This is a genomic window from Catellatospora vulcania, from assembly GCF_009720385.1.
Lineage (GTDB): Bacteria > Actinomycetota > Actinomycetes > Mycobacteriales > Micromonosporaceae > Catellatospora > Catellatospora vulcania.
In genome coordinates this window covers 231,646-253,773 of the sequence record NZ_ML769307.1, presented here as the reverse complement: position 1 = coordinate 253,773, position 22,128 = coordinate 231,646, and the positions used below count along the sequence as shown (strand labels likewise).

The window sequence follows — 22,128 nt, the reverse complement described above, 5'->3', positions numbered from 1 at the left end:
GCGCCACGGCCGCCGCGGCCACCGCCGGATCTGGGTGCGGTCGGCCCTGCGCAGCCTGCTCGATCACGCTCCGGCGGTCCCGGCCCGACAGCGAGGCCCGGCGGACGGCGACGAGTGGGGTGTCGATCACGGCCCGCACAGTAGTCCAGGCGTACGAGCGCCGCTGTCCGGTCTTCGGCGGTCGGACGGCCCGCGGACTCGGTAAAATCGGGTCGTTCACCCCCTCGTCAGCTGAGGAGAGGGCGCGTGAAGAAGAGCGTCACGTTCCAGAGCAACGGGCTCGACATCAAGGGCGACCTCTACGTCCCCGACGACTACCAGGCCGGGCAGAAGCTGCCGGCAATCGTGGTCAGCCACCCGTTCGGCGGGGTCAAGGAGCAGACCGCCGGCCTGTACGCGCAGAAGCTGTGCATGAAGGGCAACGTCACCCTCGCCTTCGACGCCTCGTACCAGGGCGAGAGCGCGGGCGAGCCGCGTTTCCTGGAGGACCCGTTCGCGCGGGCCGAGGACATCCGCAGCGCCGTCAGCTACCTGACCACCGCGGACGAGGTCGACCCGGCACGCATCGGCGCGCTGGGCATCTGCGCGTCGGGCGGCTACGTGCCCTACACGGCGGCCACCGACCACCGCATCAAGGCGGTCGCCACGGTCAGCGCCGCCGACATGGGTTCGCTGTTCCGCGACGGGCTCGGCGGGAACGGCGACGCGGAGCTGCGCGACGGGCTGCTGGAGGCCGCCGCGCAGGACCGCACCGACCAGGCGCACGGCAAGCCGGCCCGCCTGGAGCACATCGTGCCGGACACCCCGGCCGAGGTCACCGAGGACACCCCGGCGCTGTACGCCGAGGGCACCGACTACTACCGCACACCCCGCGCCCAGCACCCGAATGCGAAGAACTGGTACGTCGTGGCCGGCCTCGACCGGATCATGGCATTCGACTCCTACGACCATGTGGACCTGATCTCGCCCCGGCCGCTGCTGATGATCGCGGGCACCATGGCGGACACGAAGTACTTCAGCGAGCAGGCGTACGCCCAGGCCAAGGAGCCCAAGGAGCTGTACCTGATCGACGGGGCGACGCACATCGACCTCTACGACAAGCCCGAGTACGTGACCCCGGCCGTGGAGCGCCTCGACGCGTTCTTCGACAAGTACCTGGCCCCGGCCTAGGCTGCCGCCTCGGCCATCGTGCGGCCGGTCTCCAGCAGGGTCTTCAGGTCCGACAGCAGGTGCGGCCAGCCCTGGCTGACCATGCCCGGCAGGGCGCTGCCGGGCGCGAACCCGTCGTGCACGACGGTGAGCTTGACCAGGTCGCCGTCCTGCTCCAGATCGAAGCTGACCTTCGAGCGCTGCTCGGCGGCGAGCTTCCGGCGCAGGTCCTCGTCGAGGTCGACGGACTTGGCGAATTCGGGCGTGAAGGTGTGCCAGGTGTAGGACAGCCGCCGGTAGGGCTCGGCCTCCAGCACGACCTGCGCCGGGTCGGCCATGACCACGCCGAGACGCTCCCAGGTCATGGCCGAGCCGACCTGCCAGTCCGTCTCGAAGGTGACCTGCCAGTACCGCGTGGTGAAGGCCGGGTCGGTGATGGCCTGCCACAGCTGCTGCGGCGTGGTCCGGATGTAGGTCGTGTAGACGAACTCGTCCATGGTCTGCTGCTCCAATGCCGTCTTGAGGTCCGCGAGGACGTGCACCCGCCCGCGGTGGTAGCGGTCGATCCAGCGGTCGGCGATGGCGTTGATCGGCTCAGCGTTGAGGAAGTGCAGTTTCTCCCTGCCCCGCCACACCGTGGTGACCAGGTTGGCGTCCTCCAGCACCGCGAGGTGCTTGCTCACCGACTGCCGCGCCATCTCCAGCCCCGCGCACAGTTCGCGCAGGGTCTGCCCGTTGCGGGTGTTGAGGCTGTCCAGCAGGGCGCGGCGGCTCGGATCCGCCAGCGCCTTGAACACGTCGTCCATCGCCGCCCCCACATGCAGCCGTTCGGCTGCATGTCTTCACGATAGGCAGCCAGAAGGCTGCATGTCAATTCTGCCCGCGGCACGACCTGCGCTTACGGGCTCACGTCCGCGCCCGAGGCCGCGTCGACTAGGTACACCTGCTCGCCGGCCCGGGGGTCGCGGGCGTGCAGCACGTGGAAGAGCGGGGACGCCGGGCCGCCGAGATCGACCACAGTGGCCCCGGCCCCCAGTACCGCCCGTTCCCACTGCGGCCGCTCGGTGAAGTCGATGCGGGTGACCACGCCGGGCGTCACCCACACCGGTATACCGCGCAGCAGGCCGGACAGCTGCAGATGGAAGTGGCCGCACAGAATCGCCCGGACGTCGGTGCCCTCCACCGCGTCCGCGAGGTCAGCACCGTTGCGCAGATTCACGATGTCCATGATCGGCGAGGTCGGCACAGCGATCGGCGGGTGGTGCAAGACCACGATCGTGCCCGCCGGGGCGGGCTCCGCCAGTACGTCCCGCAGCCACGAGAGCTGGACCGGGCTGAGATGTCCATGCACCTGGCCGGGCACGAGGCTGTCCAAAGTGATCACACGCAGGCCGTTGACGCTGCTGACAGCGGCACGCTCGCCGGACGCGCCCGACATGGCCGCACCGATGTCGGCGCCGTCGGCCGCCAGGTGGCCGGACCCGAGCGCCGAAGCGAACGCTTCACGGGTGTCGTGGTTGCCTGTGCAGTAGACATGCGGGATGCCGCGTTCCGCACAGAACCGGCCCACCTGCTCACGCACGTCGACGCAGGCTTGGACAGAGCCGTCGTCGGCGATGTCGCCGCTGACGACGACCAGATCCAGGTCCGGCACGTGGCGCGCGTCGTGGAGGATTCGTGCGAGGGCTGCCGGGGCGTTGACGGCAGGACTGTTCAGGTGGGTGTCGGACAGGTGCAGGATGCGGTGGCGGAAGGTCACGGGCGCGTCTCCTCGTCTCAGACGAGGGCACCCAGGCGGTCGACGCCCCGACTTTCACTCCCCGGTGGTCGCCCACCCGCGCCAGTCGTGTGTCCACACCCTACGTCCGACGAGGATCTCCCGGCAATCGCCCGCGCAATGATCCACCGGTCGCAAGCCTAGCGGCTGTTATGAATACGTGGTAGGAATTCTCCACACATTGATGTCTGTGTTGAAAATTCCTTCACACCCCCGGAGGCTCCCATGAGAAGGGTCTTAGCAGGTCCAGCCGTGCTGGCGGCCGCGATAACCATCGCGGTCGCCGGTTCGTCTCTGGCGGCCGCGCCGACGTGGGCGAGGCCCGCGGACGCCGTCGCGCAGGCCGGCCGGATCGTCGCCTACCACGGGTATCGCGTGGCCGTGCCCACCTCGTGGCAGGTCGTGGACCTGAACGCCGAGCCGCGGGCGTGTGTCCGGTTCGACCGGCCGACGGTCTACCTCGGACACCCGGGCGACCAGTCCACGTGCCCCGCCGACCTCGTCGGCCGCACCGCGGCACTGGTCATCGAGCCGCTCGACGCCGTCTCCACCGGTCGCCTCACCACGCAGGCCGCCGTGACCCCGCCCGGCGCGGCCGTCGCGGCGAGCGCGGTGTCCCGCGACGACATGGTCCAGGTCGCCGTACGCGACGCCGGTGTGCTGGTCACCGCCGCGCACACCCCCGACACCGAGGCCGACGTGCGCCGGATCCTCGCCTCCGCGACGCTGGGCCGCGACGCCAGGCCGTCCGCCGACGGCCTGCTCACCAGCGCGGCCGCCACCCGGACGGCCACCGCCGCCGCGCCGCTGGCGGCGGCCGGGCCGCAGCCGGGCGTATACACCGGCAAGGGCTTTGACACCTGCGCCGCGCCTTCCCAGTCGACCATGAACACGTGGCGCAACAGCTCGCCGTACCGGGCCGTCGGCATCTACATCAGCGGCGCGAGCCGCTCGTGCTCGCAGCCGAACCTGACCGCGAACTGGGTGACCAACCAGACCGCCAACGGCTGGCGGCTGATCCCGATCGAGCTGGGCCGCCAGGCCCCGTGCGGCACCCGGCTGCCGAAGATGTCCGCCGACGCCACCACGGCGCGCTCGCAGGGCGTGACGGCAGCGAACAGCGCGGTCAGCGCCGCGCAGGCGCTGGGCATCCCCGCCGGCAGCGCGATCTACAACGACATCGAGCAGTACCCGTCGAACGCGTCGTGCAAGGCCGCCGTGCTGTCGTTCCTGTCGGGGTGGACGCAGCAGCTGCACGTGCGCGGCTACCTGTCCGGCATGTACTCCAGCGGCTCGTCCGGCGTGACCGACGTGTGCAGCGCCTACAACGACCCCACGTACACCCGCCTGGACCACCTGTGGATCGCCTGGTGGAACGGCGTGGCCAACACCGACGCCGGGCAGTACTGCAACGCGACCTACTACGCCAACCACCAGCGGTTGCACCAGTACTCCGGGGACGTGCTGGAGACCTGGGGCGGGGTGCAGATCAACATCGACCGCAACTACCTCGACGTGTCGACCAGCGTCACGGAGCCGCCGCCGACGTCGTGGAGCGCCGTCGTCGACAACACCACCGCCGGCGGGTTCACCGCCAGCGCGAACTGGGGTTCGTCGGCCTTCTCCGCGCAGCGCCACGGCGCCGACTACCGGTTCGCCGACCCGGTCGCGGCCAGCGACCCGGCCTGGTACCGGGTGAACATCCCGGCGACCGCGTCGTACGAGATCTCGGTCTGGTACCCGGCCAACGCGGGCTACAACGACGCGACCCCGTTCATCGTGGCCGCCGTCGGCGGCAACCAGACGGTGACCGTCAACCAGCGGGTCAACGGCGGGCAGTGGCTCTCGCTGGGCGTGTTCACGCTGGCCGCCGGTGACGGCGACAAGGTCGGGGTGAGCCGGTGGACCACAGGCACCGGCTACGTCATCGCCGACGCGGTGCGTTTCACCCGGGTCTAGCGCACCTGCCACCGCCTGGCCCTTCACTTCCGAGCGAAGGGCCAGGCGGTGCTGTGCGGACCAGCCGTAAATCGCTTGACCACGCCACGGGTCGACCCTGCATGGTGGCGGGACACCACGCGTCGTGGTGCGGCATCCGGGGAGGCAGCAGCAGCAATGGAGATCCGCCCTACGACCGACCAGGACCGCGACGTCTTCGTCGACACACTCCACGCCGCGTTCGGGTGGTTCCCGGAGACCCCGACCGCGGGCGGCGGGGTCTGGTGGTCGGCGCTCGAAATGGACCGCAACCTGCTCGCCTCGACACCGGACGGGCGGCCCGTCGGCACCGCCGGTGCGTACACCTTCGAGCTCACCCTGCCCGGTGCGGTCCTCGCTCCGGCCGCCGGGGTGACCTGCGTCGGCGTCCTGCCCTCGCACCGTCGCCAGGGTGTGCTCAGCGCGATGATGCGCCATCAGCTCACCGGGTTACGGACCCGCGGAGAGTTCCTCTCCGTGCTGCTGGCCTCCGAGTCCCTGATCTACCGCAGGTTCGGCTACGGACCGGCGACCTACACGCACCGGTTGACCGTGCAGCGCCACCAGGCCGCCTTCACCGCCCCCCGAGCGCACGGAACGGCAGACACCGGCTCGGTCGAGCTGCTGCGTCGTGCCGAGTGCGGCGACCTCCTGGAAGAGGTCTACGACCGCTACCGCCGGGCGCAGCCCGGTGCGCTGTCCCGGCCACACCGCTGGTGGGCCCTGGGTGCGGGGCAGCCCCCGATCTCCGCGAAGCCGCGCTACGTCGCCGTGCACCGCGACGCCGACGGTGTCCCGGACGGCTACGCCAGCTACACGATCGAAAACGGCACTCTGACGGTCGACGAGACCATCGCCACCGACGACGACGCCCACTCGGCCCTGGACCGGTTCGTGCTCGGGCACGACCTGGTCACCCAGGTCGTGTTCAAGCACATCCCGCCCGGTCACCCGCTGCGCTGGCAGCTCGCGGACTACCGCGCCGGCCAGGTGGGCCGCGACACCGACTGGCTCTGGGTGCGGCTGCTGGACGTGCCGCGTGCGCTGACCGCGCGCGGCTGGTTCACCGACGGCGAACTCGTCCTCGACGTCGACGACCCGTTCCTCGGCGAGCACGGCCGCTACCTGCTGACCGTCCGGGACGGCAAGGCCGACTGCGTCCCGACGGACCGGGCGCCCGACCTGTCCCTGGACGTCAGCGACCTGGGCTCGGTCTACCTCGGCGGCACCGCCCCGAGCACGCTCGTGCGCGCCGGACACATCCGGGCCCACCACCCGGCTGCGGCCGCCCGCGCCGACGCGCTCTTCCGCGCCGAGCGCCCGCCGCACTGCCTGCACTGGTTCTGACCACGCGCGCCGCACCCGGCTCGCCGGTCGGGCAGCGTGAGACGCGCGCCGCACCCGGCCCGCCGGTCGGGCAGCATGAGAACCACGGCGCTGCTCGCTCCGGCACCCCGGGGACCCGGCCGCGAGCACGGGTCCCCGGGGTGCCGGACGGCGGGGCTCAGGCCGCCGCGCCGACGGCGGGCGCCAGGAAGCCCTTGCCCAGGTCGCGGGCCTGCGCGACGGCGCCGGTCAGGGCGGCCTCGCGCTGGTGCGGGGTGATGTCCATCGGCTGGGCGTGGATGAACTGCAGGTCCGTGATGCCGACGAAGCCGAAGATCGCCCGCAGGTACGGCTCCTGGAAGTCGTAGGGGTGCAGGTACGTGCCGGCGGAGTAGTCGGCGCCGCGGGAGGTCACGCACACCATGCGCTTGCCGTTGACCATGGGCACGACCTGCCCCGTCTCGTCGTAGCGGAACAGGTATCCGGGCTGCACGACGCAGTCGATGTAGTACTTCAGCGCGTACGGGACGCCGAAGTTCCACATCGGCGCGGTGATCAGGTAGGCGTCCGCGGAGACGAAGTGCTCGATCAGCGACTCGACCTGCCGCCACGACTCCTCGTGGCCGCGGTCGATCGGGCGGCCCACCATCAGCGTGTACTTCGTCTCTATGTTGTCACCCGCCATCGCCGGCAGGTCGTGATTGTACAGATCGACGACGTCGACGGTGACGTCGTCGGACTGCTCGCACACGCCTTTCAGAAACGCTTCGGAAACCCGAAGCGAATGGGATTCCGAACCACGGGGCGTGGCGATGATGTGCAGAATGCGCATGGCGTTCCCTCAACATTGGAAGTGAAGGACAATCTAGCGACGGCCAGCGGGAACGTTGCTGATGTGTCGGAAGTTGGCAATCATTCGGGTGACTGTCGCGGACCAATGCGAATTACCTTCGTTACCATTCTCATCCGATCCGGACACACACGATCGCGACCTCCGGCGCAAGGGGTGCGATTCGCCGCCGTGGCCCGTCCGGCGTAGGGTTGTCTGGAGATCCACTATCGAGAGGTGCCGACATGAGCAGCGTCCTGGTCACCGGTTCCGCGGACGGCATCGGCCTGCAGACGGCGCGCGAGCTGCTGGCGCTCGGGCACCGGGTGGTGCTGCACGCCCGCAACGAGCAGCGCGCCGCACAGACCCGCGACACCCTGCCTGACGCCGCCGCGGTGCTCGTCGGCGACGTGTCGTCACTGGCGCAGACCCGGTCACTGGCCGCGGCGGCCAACGAGCACGGGCCCTACGATGCGGTCGTCCACAACGTCGGGGTGGGCTCGGCGGCCCGCCGGGAGGTCACCGAGGACGGCATCGAGCGCATCTTCGCCGTCAACGTGCTCACGCCGTACCTGCTGACGGCGCTGATGCCGCTGCCACAGCGACTGGTGTACCTGACCTCGGGGCTGGAGGCGGGCGGTCGCGCCGACTTCGACGACCTGCAGTTCGAGCACAAGGCCTGGAACGGGATGCAGGCCTACAGCGACTCGAAGCTGCACGACGTGCTGCTCGCGTTCGCGGTGGCGCGCCTGTTCCCGGCGGTGCTGAGCAACGCCGTCGACCCGGGCTGGATCAAGACCCGGATGGGCGGCCCCAACGCCACCGACGAACTCGCCGACGGGGCCGAGACCCAGGTGTGGCTGGCCACCGCCGACCAGGCCGAGGTCGGTTTCAGCGGCCACTACCTCAAGCGCCGACAGGACCTGCGCGCCAACGCCGCCGCCTACGACATCGCCGCCCAGGACCGCCTGCTCGCAGCCTGCGCCCAGCTCACCGGCGAGAAGTTTCCCGCCTGAGCCGCAGGCCCAGTAGTTCCTGCAGTTTCGGGGAAACTGCACCTTCGCCGCCACGGGTTCGTGCGGTTTCCCCGAAACTGCAGAAAGCTGGGCGAAGGACGATCACTGCCAGGGTTCGGCGCCGACGTCGACGGTCTGGCCGGTGCGGGCGGACTCGTCGATGGCGAGGCTGATCAGGTGGTCCTGGCAGGCCTGGGCCAGGGGGTACGGGGGCTCGCCGTCCCCGCGCGCCCAGCGGCCGGTCGACTCCAGGATCGTCGCGATGGCGATCTCCTCGTCGGACAGCCGTACGCCCGCATAGGGGTTGGTGTAGACCACGGAACCGTCGAAACTGATGTGGTCCAGGTCGAAGCCTTCGAGGTTGAGGTCGCGGCCGGTCTGGCGGCGGCGCAGCTCCGACTCGATCAGCGTGCGGGTGCCCTGCAGCCGCACCACCCGGTCGTCGACCAGCTCGCCGAGGCTGCCCCGGACCACGAGCCGCCGGGTGCGCAGCTGGTTCCACCACTGGTTGTCGGTGAAGTCGTACAGTCCGCTGCGGCCGCCGAAGTCGATGGTGGCCAGGGTGTTCACGGCGAGCTTCGGGGTCGCGTCGTCGCGCCAGCCGGCCGGGCTCATCGGGTCGGCCAGCGGCGCGGTGAAGGTGCGGGCGTGGACGCTCGCCGGACCCATGCCGACGCCGAGCAGTCCGCGCAGCATCGACACCGCGTGGTAGCCGTGCGTGGACGACACCTGCGCCGAGGTGCGCTCGCCGACGACCCCGGAGCGCAGCACCGCCAGCCGGGCCGCGTGGTCGGGCAGCAGCAGGTACTGCTCGGCGACCTGGACCTTCTCCGCCTTGCCGACCTGGCCCCAGAGCCGGCGCAGCCCGTCGAGGTCGGGGGCGGGCGGGGTCTCGGACAGCACCGGCAGGCCGCGCTCCACCAGCGCCTCGACCAGGCCGGGATTCACACCCCACGGCACGGAGGTGATGACGTACTCGGGGTCGCCGGTGCGCAGCAGCTCGCCGAGGTCCTGGGTGACGGGCAGCCGCCAGCGGCCGGCCACCTCGGCGGCGGCCTCGACGGAGCGGGTCATCACACCGGTCACCGTGAACCGGTCGGGCATCAGCTCGGCCAGCTTGAAGAAGAACTGCGCACGCCAGCCGCGCCCGACGACCGCGTACCTGATCGGGTTGTGTGTCACCGGCAAACGGTAGCCCGCCGCGGTCGACCTCGCGCGGGGGCTCAGTGTGCCGGGCTCCTGGGCGCATGACACACCATGCTCCGCCCAGGCGCCCGGCACACCCGGTGTCGTCACGGCGGCACGGCGCGCGACGACCTCGGGGACGGCCGTCGAGGCGCCCCACCGACGGGCACCGACGACAGCCTGGCGCGCCCACGGCCTTCTCCCCCGGCCGGACGGGCGCGCGTCTCGTCCGCCAGCGTTCGCCCTGCGGCGGCGAAGCCAGCGGATCAATCGTTAATAAACTTTCTTAAAGACGGTTCGAGTCAACCACCGCCACCGATCCAAGTCAAGGCATCACTCGATGCACCCCGGCCCCGTTGGCGCGCAGGTGCGGCCGTAACGCATCATCGAAGGCCACACGGGCGCGGAGGGAGGTCAGATTTGCGGATCCTGCTGGTCGAGGACGATCTGCGGGTCGCCACGGCGATGAGCGCCGCGCTGACCCGCCGCGGCTACGACATCGAGCACGCCGCCACCGCCGCCGCGGCCCTGTCGGCGGCCCCCTGTGACCTGGTGCTGCTCGACCTGTCCCTGCCCGACGGCGACGGCCTCGACGTGTGCCGCACGCTGCGCGCCCGCAGCCCCCAGCTGGGCATCATCGCGGTCACCGCGCGCGGCGAGGAACGCGACCGGGTCGTCGGGCTGCGCGTCGGCGCGGACGACTACGTGGTCAAGCCGTTCTCCATGGTCGAGCTGCAGGCGCGCATCGAGGCGGTGCTGCGCCGCGCCTCGTACGCCTCCCCCGAGCTGATGGTGATCGTGGCCGGGCGGGTGCGCATCGACGTGCCCGCCCGCGCCGTCACCGTCGACGGCAACGACGTCGCGCTGACCCGCAAGGAGTTCGACATCCTGCTGTCGCTGGCCCGCCACCCCGGGCTGGTCATCACCCGCGACCGCATCCTGCTCGACGCCTGGCAGACCACCTGGGTCGCCCGGCACACCGTCGAGGTGCACGTCGGCTCCCTGCGCGGCAAGCTCGGCGACCCGCGGCTCATCGAGTCGGTCCGCGGCGTCGGCTACCGGCTGCGCAGCGAGTAGCAGCCGTGCGCCGACGCCTGGCCGCCAGCTACCTGCTGCTGATGACACTGGTCCTGCTGGCCCTGGAGATCCCGCTCGCCCTCACCCTGGCCAGCCGGGAGTCCGACCTGGTCCGCGCCGACCGGCTCGCCGACGCGACCCGCTTCGCCGCGCTGGCCCGCCCCGGCCTGCGCACCGACACCATCGGCACGGTGCGCGACGAACTCGCCCGCTACGACGAGCTGTACGGCATCGGCGCGGCCGTGCTCGACCGCGACCGGCACACCTTCGTCCGCTCGGTCAGCTACCACCTCGAACCCGCCCGCGGCGAGGCGGCCGTGCGCGCCGCGCTGGCCGGGCAGCAGTACAGCTCCGCCGAGTCGGTCCTGCCGTGGACCGGCGAGCCGATCGTGGTCGCCGTGCCGGTCAACGACAACGGCGAGGTGCTCGGCATGGTGATCATCGTGTCCCCGGCCGACCGGGTCCGCGGCGCGGTGACGTACTGGTGGCTGGCCCTGGGCGGCATCGGCCTGCTCGCCGCGCTCGCCTGCGTGCTCACCGCCCGCAGCCTGGCCAACTGGGTGCTGCGCCCGGTCACCGTGCTCGACGCGATGACGCACGAGGTCGCCGCCGGCGACGGCAACACCCGCATCTCCGACCAGGCCGGGCCGCCCGAGCTGCGCCGGCTCACCCGCAGCTTCAACGACATGGCGTACGCCGTCGCCGACGCCATGGAACGCCAGCGCGCCTTCGTCGCCCACGCCAGCCACCAGCTGCGCAACCCGCTCACGGCACTGCGGCTGCGCGTCGAGGAACTCGGGCCGAGCCTGGCCGACGACGACGGCCGCAGCGAGCACCGGCTCGCCCTGGAGGAGACCGACCGCCTGGCCACGGTCCTCGACGGGCTGCTCACCCTGGCCCGTGCCGAACGCGGCCACCACCAGCTGGTCACCATCGACGCCGTGGCGGTGGCCGAATCCCGGGTCGCGGCGTGGGAGCCGCTGGCCCGCCACCACGGCACCGAGCTGACGCTGGCCGTCGGGCTGCCGGTGGCGCTGGTGCACGTCGTGCCGACCGCCCTCGACCAGACGCTGGACGCGCTGATCGACAACGCGGTGAAGTTCAGCGGGCCGGGCGGGCGGGTCGAGGTCGAGGTGCGCGCCGCCGAGGACGGGATCGCGGTGCACGTGCGCGACGACGGCCCCGGCATGACCGACGCCCAGCTCGACCAGGCCACCGAACGGTTCTGGCGGGCGCCGGACGCCCAGAACATCGACGGCTCAGGCCTGGGCCTGACCATCGCGGCGGTCCTCGTCGACGCGTCCGGCGGCCGGCTGGCGATGACCCACGCCGGTCAGCGCGGCCTCGACGCCCGCGTCTGGCTCCGCGGCCTGGACACCCCGGCCTGACCGGAGTGGGCGCCCCGACGCTACGGCTTGATCGACTGGTAGTAGCGGGCCGCGCCGGGGTGCAGGGGCAGCGGCGCGGTCGCGATGGCCGACTGCGGGTTCAGCCGTCCCGCTGCGGGGTGCGCGACACCGAGCTCGTCGCGGTACTGCATGAGCAGGCGGGTGAGTTCGTAGACCAGGTCCTCGGGCATGTTCTCGCCGACGACTAGGTAGTTGGGGTCGGCGACGGTGCTGATCGGGTCGAGCCCGTACACCGAGGACGGGATGTCGCGGCTGACGTAGACCTCGCTGTAGCGCAACCGCAGCGGCTCGGTCCACTCGCCGAGTTCGACCAGCCGGATCGGCATCGCGTCGACGAGCTGCTCGACGGCCTTCACCGGCGGTCCGCCGGAGAAGAAGAACGCGTCGATCTCGCCCTTGCTCAGGGCTGCCGCCGACGCGTCCAACCCGAGCTGGCTGACCTTGACCTGCGTGCCGGACAGTTCGGCGACGTCGAGCAGCCGGTTCGCGGTGATCGCGGTGCCCGAGCCGGGCGCGCCGACCGACACGGTGCGCCCGCGCAGGTCGGCGAGGCGGCGCACGGGGCCGTCGGCGCGTACCACCAGGTGCAGCAGGTCGTCGTAGACGCGGGCCACGGCACGCACCTGGTTGCCGGTGGTGGGCAGGATGTCGGCCTGGGTGAAGCCGAGCTGCACCCGCCCCTCGCCCACGAGCCGCACGTTCTCCGCCGACGCCGTCGTCACCAGCGCCTCGGCGTGCACGTGCGGCAGCTCGCGGTTGACGATCGCCGCGTACGCCTGCCCGAAGACGTAGTAGACCCCGGTGGGGCTGCCGGTCGCGATGTCCAGGCGTACCGGCTCGGGTGCGGGTTCGGTGCAGGCGGCCATGCCGAGCAGGACCGCCACGACCAGCGCGGCAGCCGACGGCACTCGCAGACGGACCACGGCGCAGAACCTACCCGACGGTTGCCGCATCCTGCCCGGCCGCTCGTCCGCGTGCGCTGCCTGGGTCAGTCGCTGTCGCCGGCCAGGTCCCGGGCTTTCGCCTCCTGCTCGGCGTCGAAGCCGGAGATGCCGGTGCTGCGGAACTGCTCGGCCTGGTCGTTGATCCAGCGGGTGTGGGCCTCCCAGGCCGACTGGCGGGTCATGCCCAGCGCCGCGCCGATCTGCGCCCACGACGCCCCGGAGCTGCGAGCGCCGCGCACCGACAGCTGCCGGCCGTAGCCCGCCTTCCGGATGATCAGCTCGCCGAGGGCCAGCAGCTGGAGGGACTCCTCGGCGCTGAGGCCGGCCTCGCCGAGCGCTTCTCGCATACGCAGGTCGTTGTAGCGGGTGACGGCCGTCTGGAGGGTGTGTTCGCGTTCGAGCGCGTCAGGGGTGGTCATCCCGTCAGGCTAGCCTGACAATCGTGCGATCAGCGCGCTTTACGCCGACGGCAGAGCACGAAGCCGGTGGATCCGGGGCTGTCACGGGCCGGTCAGCTGGTCACGGCGCCGGGTGAGGTACAACGTCTCGGCGGCGTTGCCGGCCAGCCCGATGGCCCGGTCGTACGCCGCCCGCGCCTGCTCGCTGCGGCCCATCCGACGCAGCAGGTCGGCGCGGGTCGCGTGGAAGGCGTGGTAGCCCTCCAGCGGCAGACCGTCGACCTCCGCCAGCGCGACCTGCGGGCCGTCGAGCTCGGCGACCGCGATCGCCCGGTTGAGCCGCACGATCGGCGACGGGTCCAGGCGGACCAGCTGGTCGTACAACGCGACGACCTGCGACCAGTCGGTGTCGCGGATGTCGGGCGCGTCGGTGTGCACGGCGTTGATCGCGGCAAGGATCTGGTAGCGCCCCGGCGCTTGCCGGGCGGCCAGTCGTGCGCGGACCAGGGCATGGCCCTCGGCGATCAGCTCACGGTCCCACGCGCCGCGGTCCTGCTCGCCGAGGGTGACGAGCTCACCGCTCGCCGACACCCGCGCGGTCCGGCGGGCCTCCGTCAGCAGCATCAGCGCCAGGAGACCGACGACCTCGCCGTCTGCCGGCATCAGGTCACGGACCAGCCGGGTCAGCCGGATCGCCTCGGCGGTCAGGTCGCCGCGGACCGACTCCTGCTCGGGGTCCGAGGCCAGATAGCCCTCGTTGAAGATCAGGTAAAGGACGGCGAGCACGCCGGTGACCCGGGCGGGGAGGTCTTCGCGGTCCGGTACGCGATACGGGATCCGGGCTGCCTTGATCTTCATCTTCGCGCGGGTGATCCGCTGGCCCAGGGCGGGCACCTGGACCAGGAACGCACGCGCGATCTCGGGCACGGTGAGCCCGCCGACCATCCGCAGGGTCAGCGCGACCCGCGCCTCCATGGCCAGCGCGGGATGGCAGCAGGTGAAGACGAGGCGGAGCCGGTCGTCGTCGATGGCGCCCAGCGGCTCCGGGGTGTCGGCCAGCATCAGCGCCTCCCTGTGCTTCTCCTCGCGCCTGACCTCACGCCTGAGCCGGTCGACGGCTCTGCGGTAGGCGGTCGTGGTGATCCACCCGCCGGGATTGGGTGGCACGCCGTCGACCGGCCAGCGCTCGACGGCGGCCGCGAACGCCTCGGCGGCCATCTCCTCGGCGACGTCGAGGTCGCCGAAGCGCCTGGCCAGGGCGGCGACCACCCGGGCCCACTCCGCGCGGTGGACCCGGGCGATCACGTCGCCGACGTCGATCATTCGCTCAGGAACGGCTTCAGCTCGACCCTGCGGTTGCAGTGCTTCGAACCGTCCGCGGCGAGCCTGAGCGCCACATCGAGGTCGGCGGCCTCGATGATCCAGAAACCGACGATGTACTCCTTCGACTCCAGATAGGGACCGTCGGTGAAGATCGGCTCGCCGTGCCTGCCGTCGACGACGGTGGCCGATTCGGGCGAGGCCAGGCCCCCGGCGAAGACCCAGTGGCCCTGCGCCTGGAGCCGTTCGTTGAAGACATCGATCGCGGCCATCTCCTCGTCGGTGGCCAGTTCGGTCGAGTCGTGGAGCACCGAAATCAGGTACTGCGCCATCGGGGTCATCTCCTGTCGTCGTGTGGCTGCTCCCTGGAGCCGCCTATCACCCCTGCTACGAACGCCGCCGCCACGGACCGACACGGTCCGCCGAGATTTCTGCGACGAGTTTCCTACGCCACGGCAGCAGCCGGGGCTCGGACGCGCGGACACGGGCACAGCCGAAGAGGAGGACAGGTTCTGGCGGCCCACCTGCCTAATGGTCAGTCGTGGCGATGACGCACGATGTAGTCGAGGTAGCGGATCGTGTCATCGCGGTCCGCCTCGCCGATCGAGTCCCACAGGTCCGCCAGCCAGTAGAGCGAGCCCGACAGCTGCCAGGCCCACCCGCGTACCCAGGTCGCCTCGTCGAACCCGAGGGCCTCCTGGTAGGCGGCCCGTGCGCGGGCGTCGAACAGGCTCCAGCCCGGCCGCACCTCGACCGCCGGATCGCCGCGGCCCAGACCGCCGAAATCGATCACCCCGGTGAGCCTGCCCCGGTCGACCAGCAGGTTGCCTTCCAGGAGGTCACCGTGCAGCCAAACCGGCGGTCCGGGCCACTCGTCGACCGCCATCGCCTCGTCCCACGCCGCGGTCACCGCCCGCCCGTCGATCCGGTCGCCCAGCTCCGCGATCGACCGGCGGGTCAGTTCGTCCCGCTGCACCAGAGGCACGCCGCGCTGGATGCCCTCCTTGACGGGCCCGTCCATCGGGTCGATCGCGATCATCGCCCGCACGAAACCGGCGACGTCGACGGCGAGGTCGACGAGATCCTGCCCGGCCTCCGGATTACGCCCGTCCAGCCACGGGACGACCGTCCACGGCCACGGATAGTCCCCGCCCGGCCGGCCGACCGCGATCGGCACCGGCACCGGCACCGGCAGGTGCGGTGCCAGCCGCGGCAGCCAGGTCGCGTCGGTCGCCACCTGGTCGACCGCCCACTGCGCCCGCGGCAGCCGCGCCGTCAGGGAATCGCCCAGCCGGAACAGCGCGTTGTCGGTGCCGTTCAGCAACTGCGCGACGATCGGCAGGTCCGCCCACTCGGGGAACTGCTCGTCGATCAGGTCGCGCACCTGCTCAACAGCAACGATGATCTCTCCGGGACGCATCGCGCGACCGTAGAACCCGCTCGACGATCCCGTCAATCGAATTCGGACCACGCCGGAGGGTCGCCGGTGGTGGCCGCCGCCGCGAGCAAGTGATGGATGACCCGACCCGCGGACCCTATTCGCGGCCGACCCAGGTGGCGACGCATGCCTCATTGCCCTCGGCGTCGGCCAGGACCCACCACTTCGGGGCGTGCGCGTCCGACACCAGGCGTCCGCCCGCAGCCAGGGCGGCGGCGATGCGGGCCTCGGCCTGATCATGGGGAACGGCGACATCGAGGTGCATGCGGTTGCGCTGGGGGCGTGGGGCATTCAGCTGCTGCAGCCCGAAGCCGGGGCCGCGGCCGGCCGGGTCGGACAGGTAGTCGTCACCGATCTGGCGGTAACCGAGCAGCGCGCGCCAGAACGGCAGCACGTCCGCGTCGACGAGCGCGTCGAGGGTGACGTTGACGAGCTGCACGGCGGTCGGGTCGGCCGGGATGCCCAGTCGCCTGGCGGCTGCCGAGATCCGCCGGGCCAGGGCGACGTCTCTTACCTTCAGGCTCACCGTCACGCCGGTGTGACGCAGGTCGACGTTGAGGTACTGCTGCTCGGCGCCGTCGGCGAGCCGGCCGATCTCGTCGACGAGCGCGATGCCCTCAGCCAGCGAGCCGGTCCGGAAATGGGCCGAGACCAGGTGGTACAGGCAGCGCCAGTCCTCGACATCGGCGCCCGCGTGGAACTGCCCGGCCGTGATCTGCTCAGTCATGCCGGCGAAGCTAACACCGCCCGCACGAGCTGATGAACGACCGGGCCTGCCCGGCGACCCTGACGGCATCCAGTGGTCGGTGTGGTCTGATGGCCGTCATGCGCTGGTTGCCCGAACCTTCGCCGGCCGCGGTGCGTGAAGCGGTGCGCGCGGCCGGCCTCGACACCCACGGCCTGCCGTTGTCGCTCCGCGAGGTCGATGGCCGGGACGAGCCGCTGTGGCAGGCGTCGAGCGCGTTGCTGGGCGACGCGTACGTCGTGAAGTTCGCGTGGTCCGAGCCGGCCGCTCGGCGGGTGGTGCCGGTGCTCTGCCACAGCGACCTGCACGGTGACAATCAGGTGTGGTCCGGCGGTGACCTACGACTGGTGGTCGACTTCGAGACCGCCGGGTGGGCCCAGCCCGAGTACGACCTGCGGCTGCTACCGGGCATCGGCTCGGGCGTCGAGCTGCTGCGCGCGACCGCTGCGCACTACGAGCGCGAGTCGGGCCGCGAGGTCGACCTCGCGCGGGTGATGGCGTGGCACGTGCGCAGCGTGCTGAGCGACGCGCTATGGCGGTGTGCGGCAGGTGTCCCGCTGCCGGACGGCCGTATGCCCGCTGAGTGGACCGACGACCTGACCGCACGGCTCGGCACACTGGGTGTCGGTCCGTGCTGATCGCACCGGTCGTCGATCCGCACGATGCGCGGCCCGGTGGTCACCGCTCCAGGTTGGCGCGGGGTGCGATCGACACGCCCTCGACGATCCGGCGCTCATCATTGACATCGGCGTCGGGGTCCAGTTCTTGTGCCGACAGCGACGAGTTGGAGTAGACGGCGAAGCCGTCCGCCTCGTAGTCGACCCCGATGTCGTACGGGACGCCGATCAGCCCCATCGCCGCAAGGTCGGCGACCACGTCGTCCATGAACCGATAGGTCAGTTGCACGCCGCGAAGGAACAGCTCCTCGCCGCCGTGGTGACCGCTGTAGGCGGCGTCGACGAGTTCCACGATGCCGTCGAGGTCGTAGGTGACGGATAGCATCGGGTCCGACGCGTAGACGGCATGGCGGCTCAGGTCCTGATGAACCGGCGGGCCGAGCCGTTGCTCGACCGCCTCCCGGCGGTCACCGATCTTGGCAGGTTCGACGCCGACGCCAGGGATGATCTCCACAGGCAGCAGTCTGAGCCATAGGTGCCGCAGAGGCCAGCCCGCCCAGTTGCGCCGTTCACGAAAGCGCGACCACCGTCAGTGCGGGATCCCTGCACCGTGCAGGACGCGGTGCGCGGTGCCGGCGGGGACGCTGACGAGCAGGCTGCCGGCCTGGCGGGCGAGGGTGGCCTGTGCCCCGAGCAGGTGTGCGCCCCGGACCAGGATCGCGGCGAGGTCCTGGTCGGTGACGCGTACGCCCAGGATGTGTTTGCGCATGTGGCGGCCGGCGGCCAGGAGCACGCCGCGCCAGGCGGAACCGGCCAGCCGCAGCCGGTCGGCGTGCGCGGGAGCCGAACCGCCGACGAACGCCGTGCTCAGCACGGCCGCCCGGCCCTGCCGCCAGGCTCCGTCGCTGATCTCCAGGTATGCGGCGTGGTGCTCGCCGGGCACGCTGACCCGGTGCAGCAGGTAGCGGCGGCGCAGACCCGCCTCGGCGGTCTGGTGCGTGTACGGCAGCTCCAGTGCCCGCATCAGCTGCCCCATCCGGCGGGCGGCGTGCTCGGCGCTGAACTCGACCGTCCCGGCCGGTGTGGCCGGGCGGCGGGGATGACCCACCCGCACTCCCCCGTCGGGCGTCAGCGACGTCGCCCGCACCAGACAGGCCAGCTCGAACGCGTCCGTCAGCCGGGAGCGGTCGAGCCGGGCGACCGGCTCGCCCACCGCGGCGGCGGGCAGCAGCTCGAGGGTGGACCGCATGGTGAGCTCCCGTCGTCGACGTCGTGGTGCGGATGGTGTACCCACAGTGACGGGCGCACGCGCCCGCGCGGAACATCCCTGCGGCAGCCTTGAGGAAAACTTGCGCAACCGTCGGTTGGCGGAGGGTCACCTCGACGGCGGGGCGGCGGCTGAGCCGTCGCGGGGCGGCATGCGCCGGGTGACCAGGCGGTTCACCGCCCACAGGGCGACGCCGCCGAGCAGCAGCCAGAACGCGAGCAGGTAGATGCCGGCCTCGCGGACGAAGGGCAGCAGGAACACCGCGGACACGATCGCGCCGAGGACGGGGATGACGGTGGGGGCGCGGAAGTGCCGGTGCTGGACCTGGTCGCGGCGCAGCACCAGGGCGGCGATGTTGACCAGCAGGAACACGGCGGTCAGCAGCAGCACGGTGGTGTCGGACAGGTCGGTCAGGTCGTTGACGGTAGCCATGAGCAGGATCGACAGCGCGGTGGTGAACGCGATTGCGATCCACGGGGTGCGTTTGACCGACAGCACCGCGAAGGGTCGCGGCAGCACGTCGCGCCGGGCCATGCCGTAGAGCAGGCGGGACGCCATCAGCATGTTGATCAGCATGGTGTTGGAGACGGCGACCATCGACACGGCGGAGAAGATCTCCGAGACGGGCAGGTCGGGCGCGCCGATCTTGACTACTTCCAGCAGCGGCCCGCTGGAGGTGGTGAGCACGTCCAGCGGCACCACCATGGCCGCGGTGAAGGCGACGAGCAGGTAGACGACGACGGCGCCGAGCAGTCCGGTGATCATGGCGGGCGGGAAGTCGCGTGACGGCTCCTTCGTCTCCTCAGCGAGGTTCACCGAGTCCTCGAAGCCCAGGAAGGCGTAGAAGGCGGTGGCGGCACCGGCCATGATGCCGGTGACGACGCCGAAGCCCTGCCCGGAGAAGGTGAAGGCGGCGGCCGGGTCGCCGGAGCCCTTGGCCAGCACGCTGGCCCCGACGCCGATGACGAACAGCAGCCCGGCCAGCTCGATGCAGGTGATCACAATGTTGACCTTGATGGACTCGGACACGCCCCAGAAGTTCACCGCCGCGACCAGCAGGATCGCCAGCGTGCCGATGAGAATCGTGGGCGGGTTTTCCACCCCGGTCAGGCCGCTGAAGTAGCGCCCGCCGACCCGGGTGGCGGCGAAGCTCGCCGAGGTCACGCCGGACGCCATGATCGCGAAGGTGACCAGGAAGCTCAAGAACTTGATCTGGTACGCCCGGTCGCAGTACAGCGCGCCGCCGGCGGCCTGCGGGTATTTCGTGACCAGCTCCATGTACGCGAACGCGGTCAGGAACGCGAGCACGAACGCGACCAGGAACGACGCCCAGATCGCCCCGCCTACCTCCGCGCCGACTTGACCGGTCAGCGAGTAGATGCCGGCCCCGAGGATGTCGCCCAGGATGAAGAAGATCAGCATCGGCCGGGTGATCACCCGGCGCAGCTCGTGCGGGTCGTCGCGCTGCGGCTGCGGTGCTGGGGCCGAGACGTCGGCGGTCATGGGCTGCCTCCCGGGACCGAGCGGGCACCGGCGCCCGCTTTCTTCATCCTCCTCCGTTCCCGGTCCCCGAATGATCAAAACGCGGTGCGGCGCTCAGGGCAGTTCGGCGAAGCGCTCCACCCGGTCCACCGGCCCGGCGACCACGATGATGTCGCCGTACTGCAGCACGGTCGTCGCGTCGGCGTAGGTGAACTCGTTGCCGGGCGTCTTCACGCAGACGATGGTGACGCCGTGCTTGCGCCGCAGCCGGGTCTCGCCCAGCGGCACGCCCACGTACTCGTGCGGGGGCCGGGTCTTGACCAGCGCGAAGTTCGAGTCGATCTCCATGTAGTCGAGCATCCGGCCCGACACCAGGTGCGCCACCCGCTCGCCCATGTCGTGCTCGGGCAGCACGATGTGGCCCGCCCCGATGCGCTCCAGGATGCGGCCGTGCTGGCGGCTGACCGCCTTCGCCCAGATGTCGGCGACCTCCAGTTCCACCAGCAGCGACGTGGCCAGGATGCTGGCCTCCAGGTCGGAGCCGATGGCCACCACCGCCCGGCCGAACTCGGCGACGCCGAGCTGGCGCAGCGCCTCCAGGTCGGTGGCGTCGGCGGTCACCACGTGGGTGAGCTCCCCCGCCAGGCTCTGCACGACCTTGGGCCGGTGGTCGATGGCCAGCACCTCGGTGCCGCGACGCATCAGCTCCAGGGCCAGCGAGCTGCCGAACCTGCCCAGTCCGATGACGACGACCGGGTCGTTGCCGTTCTCAGCCGACAAGGGGACGCTCCTCGGGAAGCTCGTAGTGGCGGGTCCTGGCGCGCAGCGCCAGCGCGGTGCCCAGGGTCAGCGGCCCGACCCGGCCCACGAACATCAGGATCGCGAGCAGGCCGTGGCTGGCCGCGTCGAGCTCGGCGGTGATGCCGGTGGACACCCCGACGGTCGCGAACGCCGAGATGACCTCGAACAGCACCTGGTCCAAGGGGTGCGGGTTGAGCACCAGCAGCAGGTACGTCGAGCCCGCCACGATGCCGACGCCGACCAGCGCGATGGTGAGCGCCTGCCGGTGCAGCTGCTCGGGGATCCGGCGGCGGCCGACGTTGACCGACGGCTCCCCGCGCAGCTCCGCCCAGATCACGTAGGCCAGCAGCCCGAACGTGGTGACCTTGATGCCGCCGGCGGTGCCCGCGCTGCCGCCGCCGATGAACATGAGCACGTCGTACGCGAGCCAGCTCGACGGGTACATCGCCGCGATGTCGATCGAGTTGAATCCGCCGCTGCGCGGCATCACCGCGCCGAAGAACGCGTTGAGCAGCTGGTCCGCACCCGACATGTCGCCCAGCGTGCTCGGGTTGCGGCCTTCGGTGGCCAGCAGCAGGACCGTGCCCCCGACCAGCAGCACCGCGCTGAGGGTGAGGGTGAGCCGGGTCAGCACCGACCAGCGGCTCGGCCGGCGCCAGGAGTGGCGCAGCTCGAACAGCACCGGGAAGCCCAGCCCGCCGACGATGACGCCCACGGCGAGCGTCAGGCAGATCCACGGGTCGGTGTTGAACCGGACCACGCTGTCGGGCCACAGTGCGAACCCCGCGTTGTTGAACGCCGAGATCGAATGGAACACGCCCAGGTAAACCGACCGCCCGAACGACTCCCCGTAGGCCAGCATGAACCGGCCCGCGAGCAGCACCGCGAGGATCGCCTCCACGCCCAGGCTGAGCAGCACCACGTTGCGGACCACCCGGCGCAGGTCGGTCATCTGCAGCGCTCTGGTCTCGGCCTGCACGAGCATCCGGGCCCGCAGGCCCATCCGGCCCGACAGCGCGACCGCGAACAGGGTCGCCATGGTCATGATGCCCAGCCCGCCGGCCTGGATCAGCGCCATGATGATGAGCTCACCGGCCACGGACCAGTGGGTCTCGCTGTCGACCAGGATCAGGCCGGTCAGGCAGACCGCCGAGGTCGCCGTGAACAGCGCGTCGAGGAACCGGGCGGGCTCGCCGGACTCGGTGGCGATCGGCAGCGACAGCAGCCCCGTGCCGACGAGAGCAGCTGCCGCGAACCCCCCGACGATCACCTGCGTCGGGTGGTGGAACTGATCGAGCACGACCGCCGACACGCTCCTGCGCACGCCGCGACCATACCAATCTCCCGATCTTCGGGTGGCCCGCTGCCGTA

The 22,128-nt window shown here is 71.2% G+C and carries 22 protein-coding genes and 1 riboswitch; of the genes, 7 read left to right on the top strand and 15 right to left on the bottom strand.

What is annotated here, in order from left to right; all coding sequences use genetic code 11:
• The first annotated feature begins 246 nt into the window (after positions 1-246).
• Positions 247-1,170 carry an alpha/beta hydrolase gene (locus F6W97_RS15845; protein WP_155371094.1) on the top strand — a complete coding sequence of 308 codons (924 nt, stop codon included), beginning with the start codon at positions 247-249 and terminating at the stop codon, positions 1,168-1,170.
• On the opposite strand, the gene F6W97_RS15840 is transcribed toward F6W97_RS15845, so the two are convergent.
• Positions 1,167-1,955, bottom strand: a complete 789-nt coding sequence (locus tag F6W97_RS15840) for an ArsR/SmtB family transcription factor (RefSeq protein ID WP_155371093.1) — start codon at positions 1,953-1,955, stop codon at positions 1,167-1,169. The two genes, F6W97_RS15845 and F6W97_RS15840, sit on opposite strands and share 4 nt — an antisense overlap.
• A gap of 92 nt (positions 1,956-2,047) precedes the next feature.
• A complete protein-coding gene (locus F6W97_RS15835; protein WP_155371092.1) occupies positions 2,048-2,908 on the bottom strand; it encodes a metallophosphoesterase in 861 nt (286 codons plus the stop codon).
• Between the two features lie 22 nt (positions 2,909-2,930).
• Positions 2,931-3,004: riboswitch (ZMP/ZTP riboswitch) on the bottom strand.
• A gap of 147 nt (positions 3,005-3,151) precedes the next feature.
• Between F6W97_RS15835 and F6W97_RS15830 the strand changes: the two genes are divergently transcribed.
• The gene (locus tag F6W97_RS15830; protein ID WP_155371091.1) at positions 3,152-4,885 is read left to right on the top strand and encodes a glycoside hydrolase domain-containing protein; all 1,734 of its coding nucleotides are present in this window, start codon (positions 3,152-3,154) and stop codon (positions 4,883-4,885) included.
• Positions 4,886-5,041: 156 nt separating this feature from the next.
• The gene (locus tag F6W97_RS15825) at positions 5,042-6,250 is read left to right on the top strand and encodes a GNAT family N-acetyltransferase (protein ID WP_155371090.1); all 1,209 of its coding nucleotides are present in this window, start codon (positions 5,042-5,044) and stop codon (positions 6,248-6,250) included.
• A 157-nt stretch (positions 6,251-6,407) separates the two neighbouring features.
• Here F6W97_RS15825 and F6W97_RS15820 read toward each other — a convergent pair whose 3' ends face one another.
• The gene (locus F6W97_RS15820; protein ID WP_155371089.1) at positions 6,408-7,061 is read right to left on the bottom strand and encodes an FMN-dependent NADH-azoreductase; all 654 of its coding nucleotides are present in this window, start codon (positions 7,059-7,061) and stop codon (positions 6,408-6,410) included.
• Positions 7,062-7,303: 242 nt separating this feature from the next.
• Between F6W97_RS15820 and F6W97_RS15815 the strand changes: the two genes are divergently transcribed.
• Positions 7,304-8,074, top strand: a complete 771-nt coding sequence (locus F6W97_RS15815; protein ID WP_155371088.1) for an SDR family NAD(P)-dependent oxidoreductase — start codon at positions 7,304-7,306, stop codon at positions 8,072-8,074.
• 102 nt (positions 8,075-8,176) lie between these two features.
• On the opposite strand, the gene F6W97_RS15810 is transcribed toward F6W97_RS15815, so the two are convergent.
• Positions 8,177-9,256 carry a Gfo/Idh/MocA family protein gene (locus F6W97_RS15810; protein WP_155371087.1) on the bottom strand — a complete coding sequence of 360 codons (1,080 nt, stop codon included), beginning with the start codon at positions 9,254-9,256 and terminating at the stop codon, positions 8,177-8,179.
• A 423-nt stretch (positions 9,257-9,679) separates the two neighbouring features.
• On the opposite strand from F6W97_RS15810, the gene F6W97_RS15805 reads away from it, so the two are divergent.
• Entirely contained in the window at positions 9,680-10,336 is a 657-nt protein-coding gene (locus F6W97_RS15805; RefSeq protein WP_155371086.1) for a response regulator transcription factor, read from the top strand.
• 5 nt (positions 10,337-10,341) lie between these two features.
• Positions 10,342-11,724: a sensor histidine kinase gene (locus F6W97_RS15800; RefSeq protein WP_155371085.1), complete on the top strand. Its 1,383-nt coding sequence runs from the start codon at positions 10,342-10,344 to the stop codon at positions 11,722-11,724.
• Between the two features lie 20 nt (positions 11,725-11,744).
• Here the strand turns inward: F6W97_RS15800 and F6W97_RS15795 are convergent, their stop codons facing one another.
• The 6 genes from F6W97_RS15795 to F6W97_RS15770 all read right to left on the bottom strand — a co-directional run bounded on the left by F6W97_RS15795 (position 11,745) and on the right by F6W97_RS15770 (position 16,572).
• On the bottom strand, positions 11,745-12,698 hold the full coding sequence (locus F6W97_RS15795; RefSeq protein WP_155371084.1) for a TAXI family TRAP transporter solute-binding subunit: 954 nt from the start codon (positions 12,696-12,698) through the stop codon (positions 11,745-11,747).
• A gap of 35 nt (positions 12,699-12,733) precedes the next feature.
• Positions 12,734-13,108 (bottom strand): hypothetical protein, encoded by a 375-nt coding sequence (locus tag F6W97_RS15790; protein ID WP_155371083.1) that lies wholly within the window; start codon positions 13,106-13,108, stop codon positions 12,734-12,736.
• Between the two features lie 81 nt (positions 13,109-13,189).
• Positions 13,190-14,410 carry an RNA polymerase sigma factor gene (locus F6W97_RS15785; RefSeq protein ID WP_155371082.1) on the bottom strand — a complete coding sequence of 407 codons (1,221 nt, stop codon included), beginning with the start codon at positions 14,408-14,410 and terminating at the stop codon, positions 13,190-13,192.
• Positions 14,407-14,739, bottom strand: a complete 333-nt coding sequence (locus F6W97_RS15780) for a YciI family protein (protein ID WP_155371081.1) — start codon at positions 14,737-14,739, stop codon at positions 14,407-14,409. The genes F6W97_RS15785 and F6W97_RS15780 overlap by 4 nt, the downstream gene beginning before the upstream one ends.
• Before the next feature lie 203 nt (positions 14,740-14,942).
• Complete coding sequence (locus F6W97_RS15775) at positions 14,943-15,827, bottom strand: aminoglycoside phosphotransferase family protein (protein WP_196279169.1); 885 nt, start codon at positions 15,825-15,827, stop codon at positions 14,943-14,945.
• 115 nt (positions 15,828-15,942) lie between these two features.
• Positions 15,943-16,572, bottom strand: coding sequence for a VOC family protein (locus F6W97_RS15770; RefSeq protein WP_155371079.1), 630 nt, complete (start codon positions 16,570-16,572; stop codon positions 15,943-15,945).
• Between the two features lie 98 nt (positions 16,573-16,670).
• On the opposite strand from F6W97_RS15770, the gene F6W97_RS15765 reads away from it, so the two are divergent.
• Positions 16,671-17,228: a phosphotransferase family protein gene (locus F6W97_RS15765; protein ID WP_155371078.1), complete on the top strand. Its 558-nt coding sequence runs from the start codon at positions 16,671-16,673 to the stop codon at positions 17,226-17,228.
• Positions 17,229-17,268: 40 nt separating this feature from the next.
• Here F6W97_RS15765 and F6W97_RS15760 read toward each other — a convergent pair whose 3' ends face one another.
• The 5 genes from F6W97_RS15760 to F6W97_RS15740 all read right to left on the bottom strand — a co-directional run bounded on the left by F6W97_RS15760 (position 17,269) and on the right by F6W97_RS15740 (position 22,081).
• Positions 17,269-17,721, bottom strand: a complete 453-nt coding sequence (locus F6W97_RS15760) for a hypothetical protein (RefSeq protein ID WP_155371077.1) — start codon at positions 17,719-17,721, stop codon at positions 17,269-17,271.
• A gap of 75 nt (positions 17,722-17,796) precedes the next feature.
• Positions 17,797-18,456: a hypothetical protein gene (locus F6W97_RS15755; RefSeq protein WP_155371076.1), complete on the bottom strand. Its 660-nt coding sequence runs from the start codon at positions 18,454-18,456 to the stop codon at positions 17,797-17,799.
• A 126-nt stretch (positions 18,457-18,582) separates the two neighbouring features.
• The gene (locus F6W97_RS15750) at positions 18,583-19,977 is read right to left on the bottom strand and encodes an APC family permease (protein WP_155371075.1); all 1,395 of its coding nucleotides are present in this window, start codon (positions 19,975-19,977) and stop codon (positions 18,583-18,585) included.
• A 93-nt stretch (positions 19,978-20,070) separates the two neighbouring features.
• A complete protein-coding gene (locus F6W97_RS15745; RefSeq protein ID WP_230686707.1) occupies positions 20,071-20,736 on the bottom strand; it encodes a potassium channel family protein in 666 nt (221 codons plus the stop codon).
• The gene (locus F6W97_RS15740; protein WP_230686706.1) at positions 20,726-22,081 is read right to left on the bottom strand and encodes a TrkH family potassium uptake protein; all 1,356 of its coding nucleotides are present in this window, start codon (positions 22,079-22,081) and stop codon (positions 20,726-20,728) included. The genes F6W97_RS15745 and F6W97_RS15740 overlap by 11 nt, the downstream gene beginning before the upstream one ends.
• Positions 22,082-22,128: the final 47 nt, after the last annotated feature.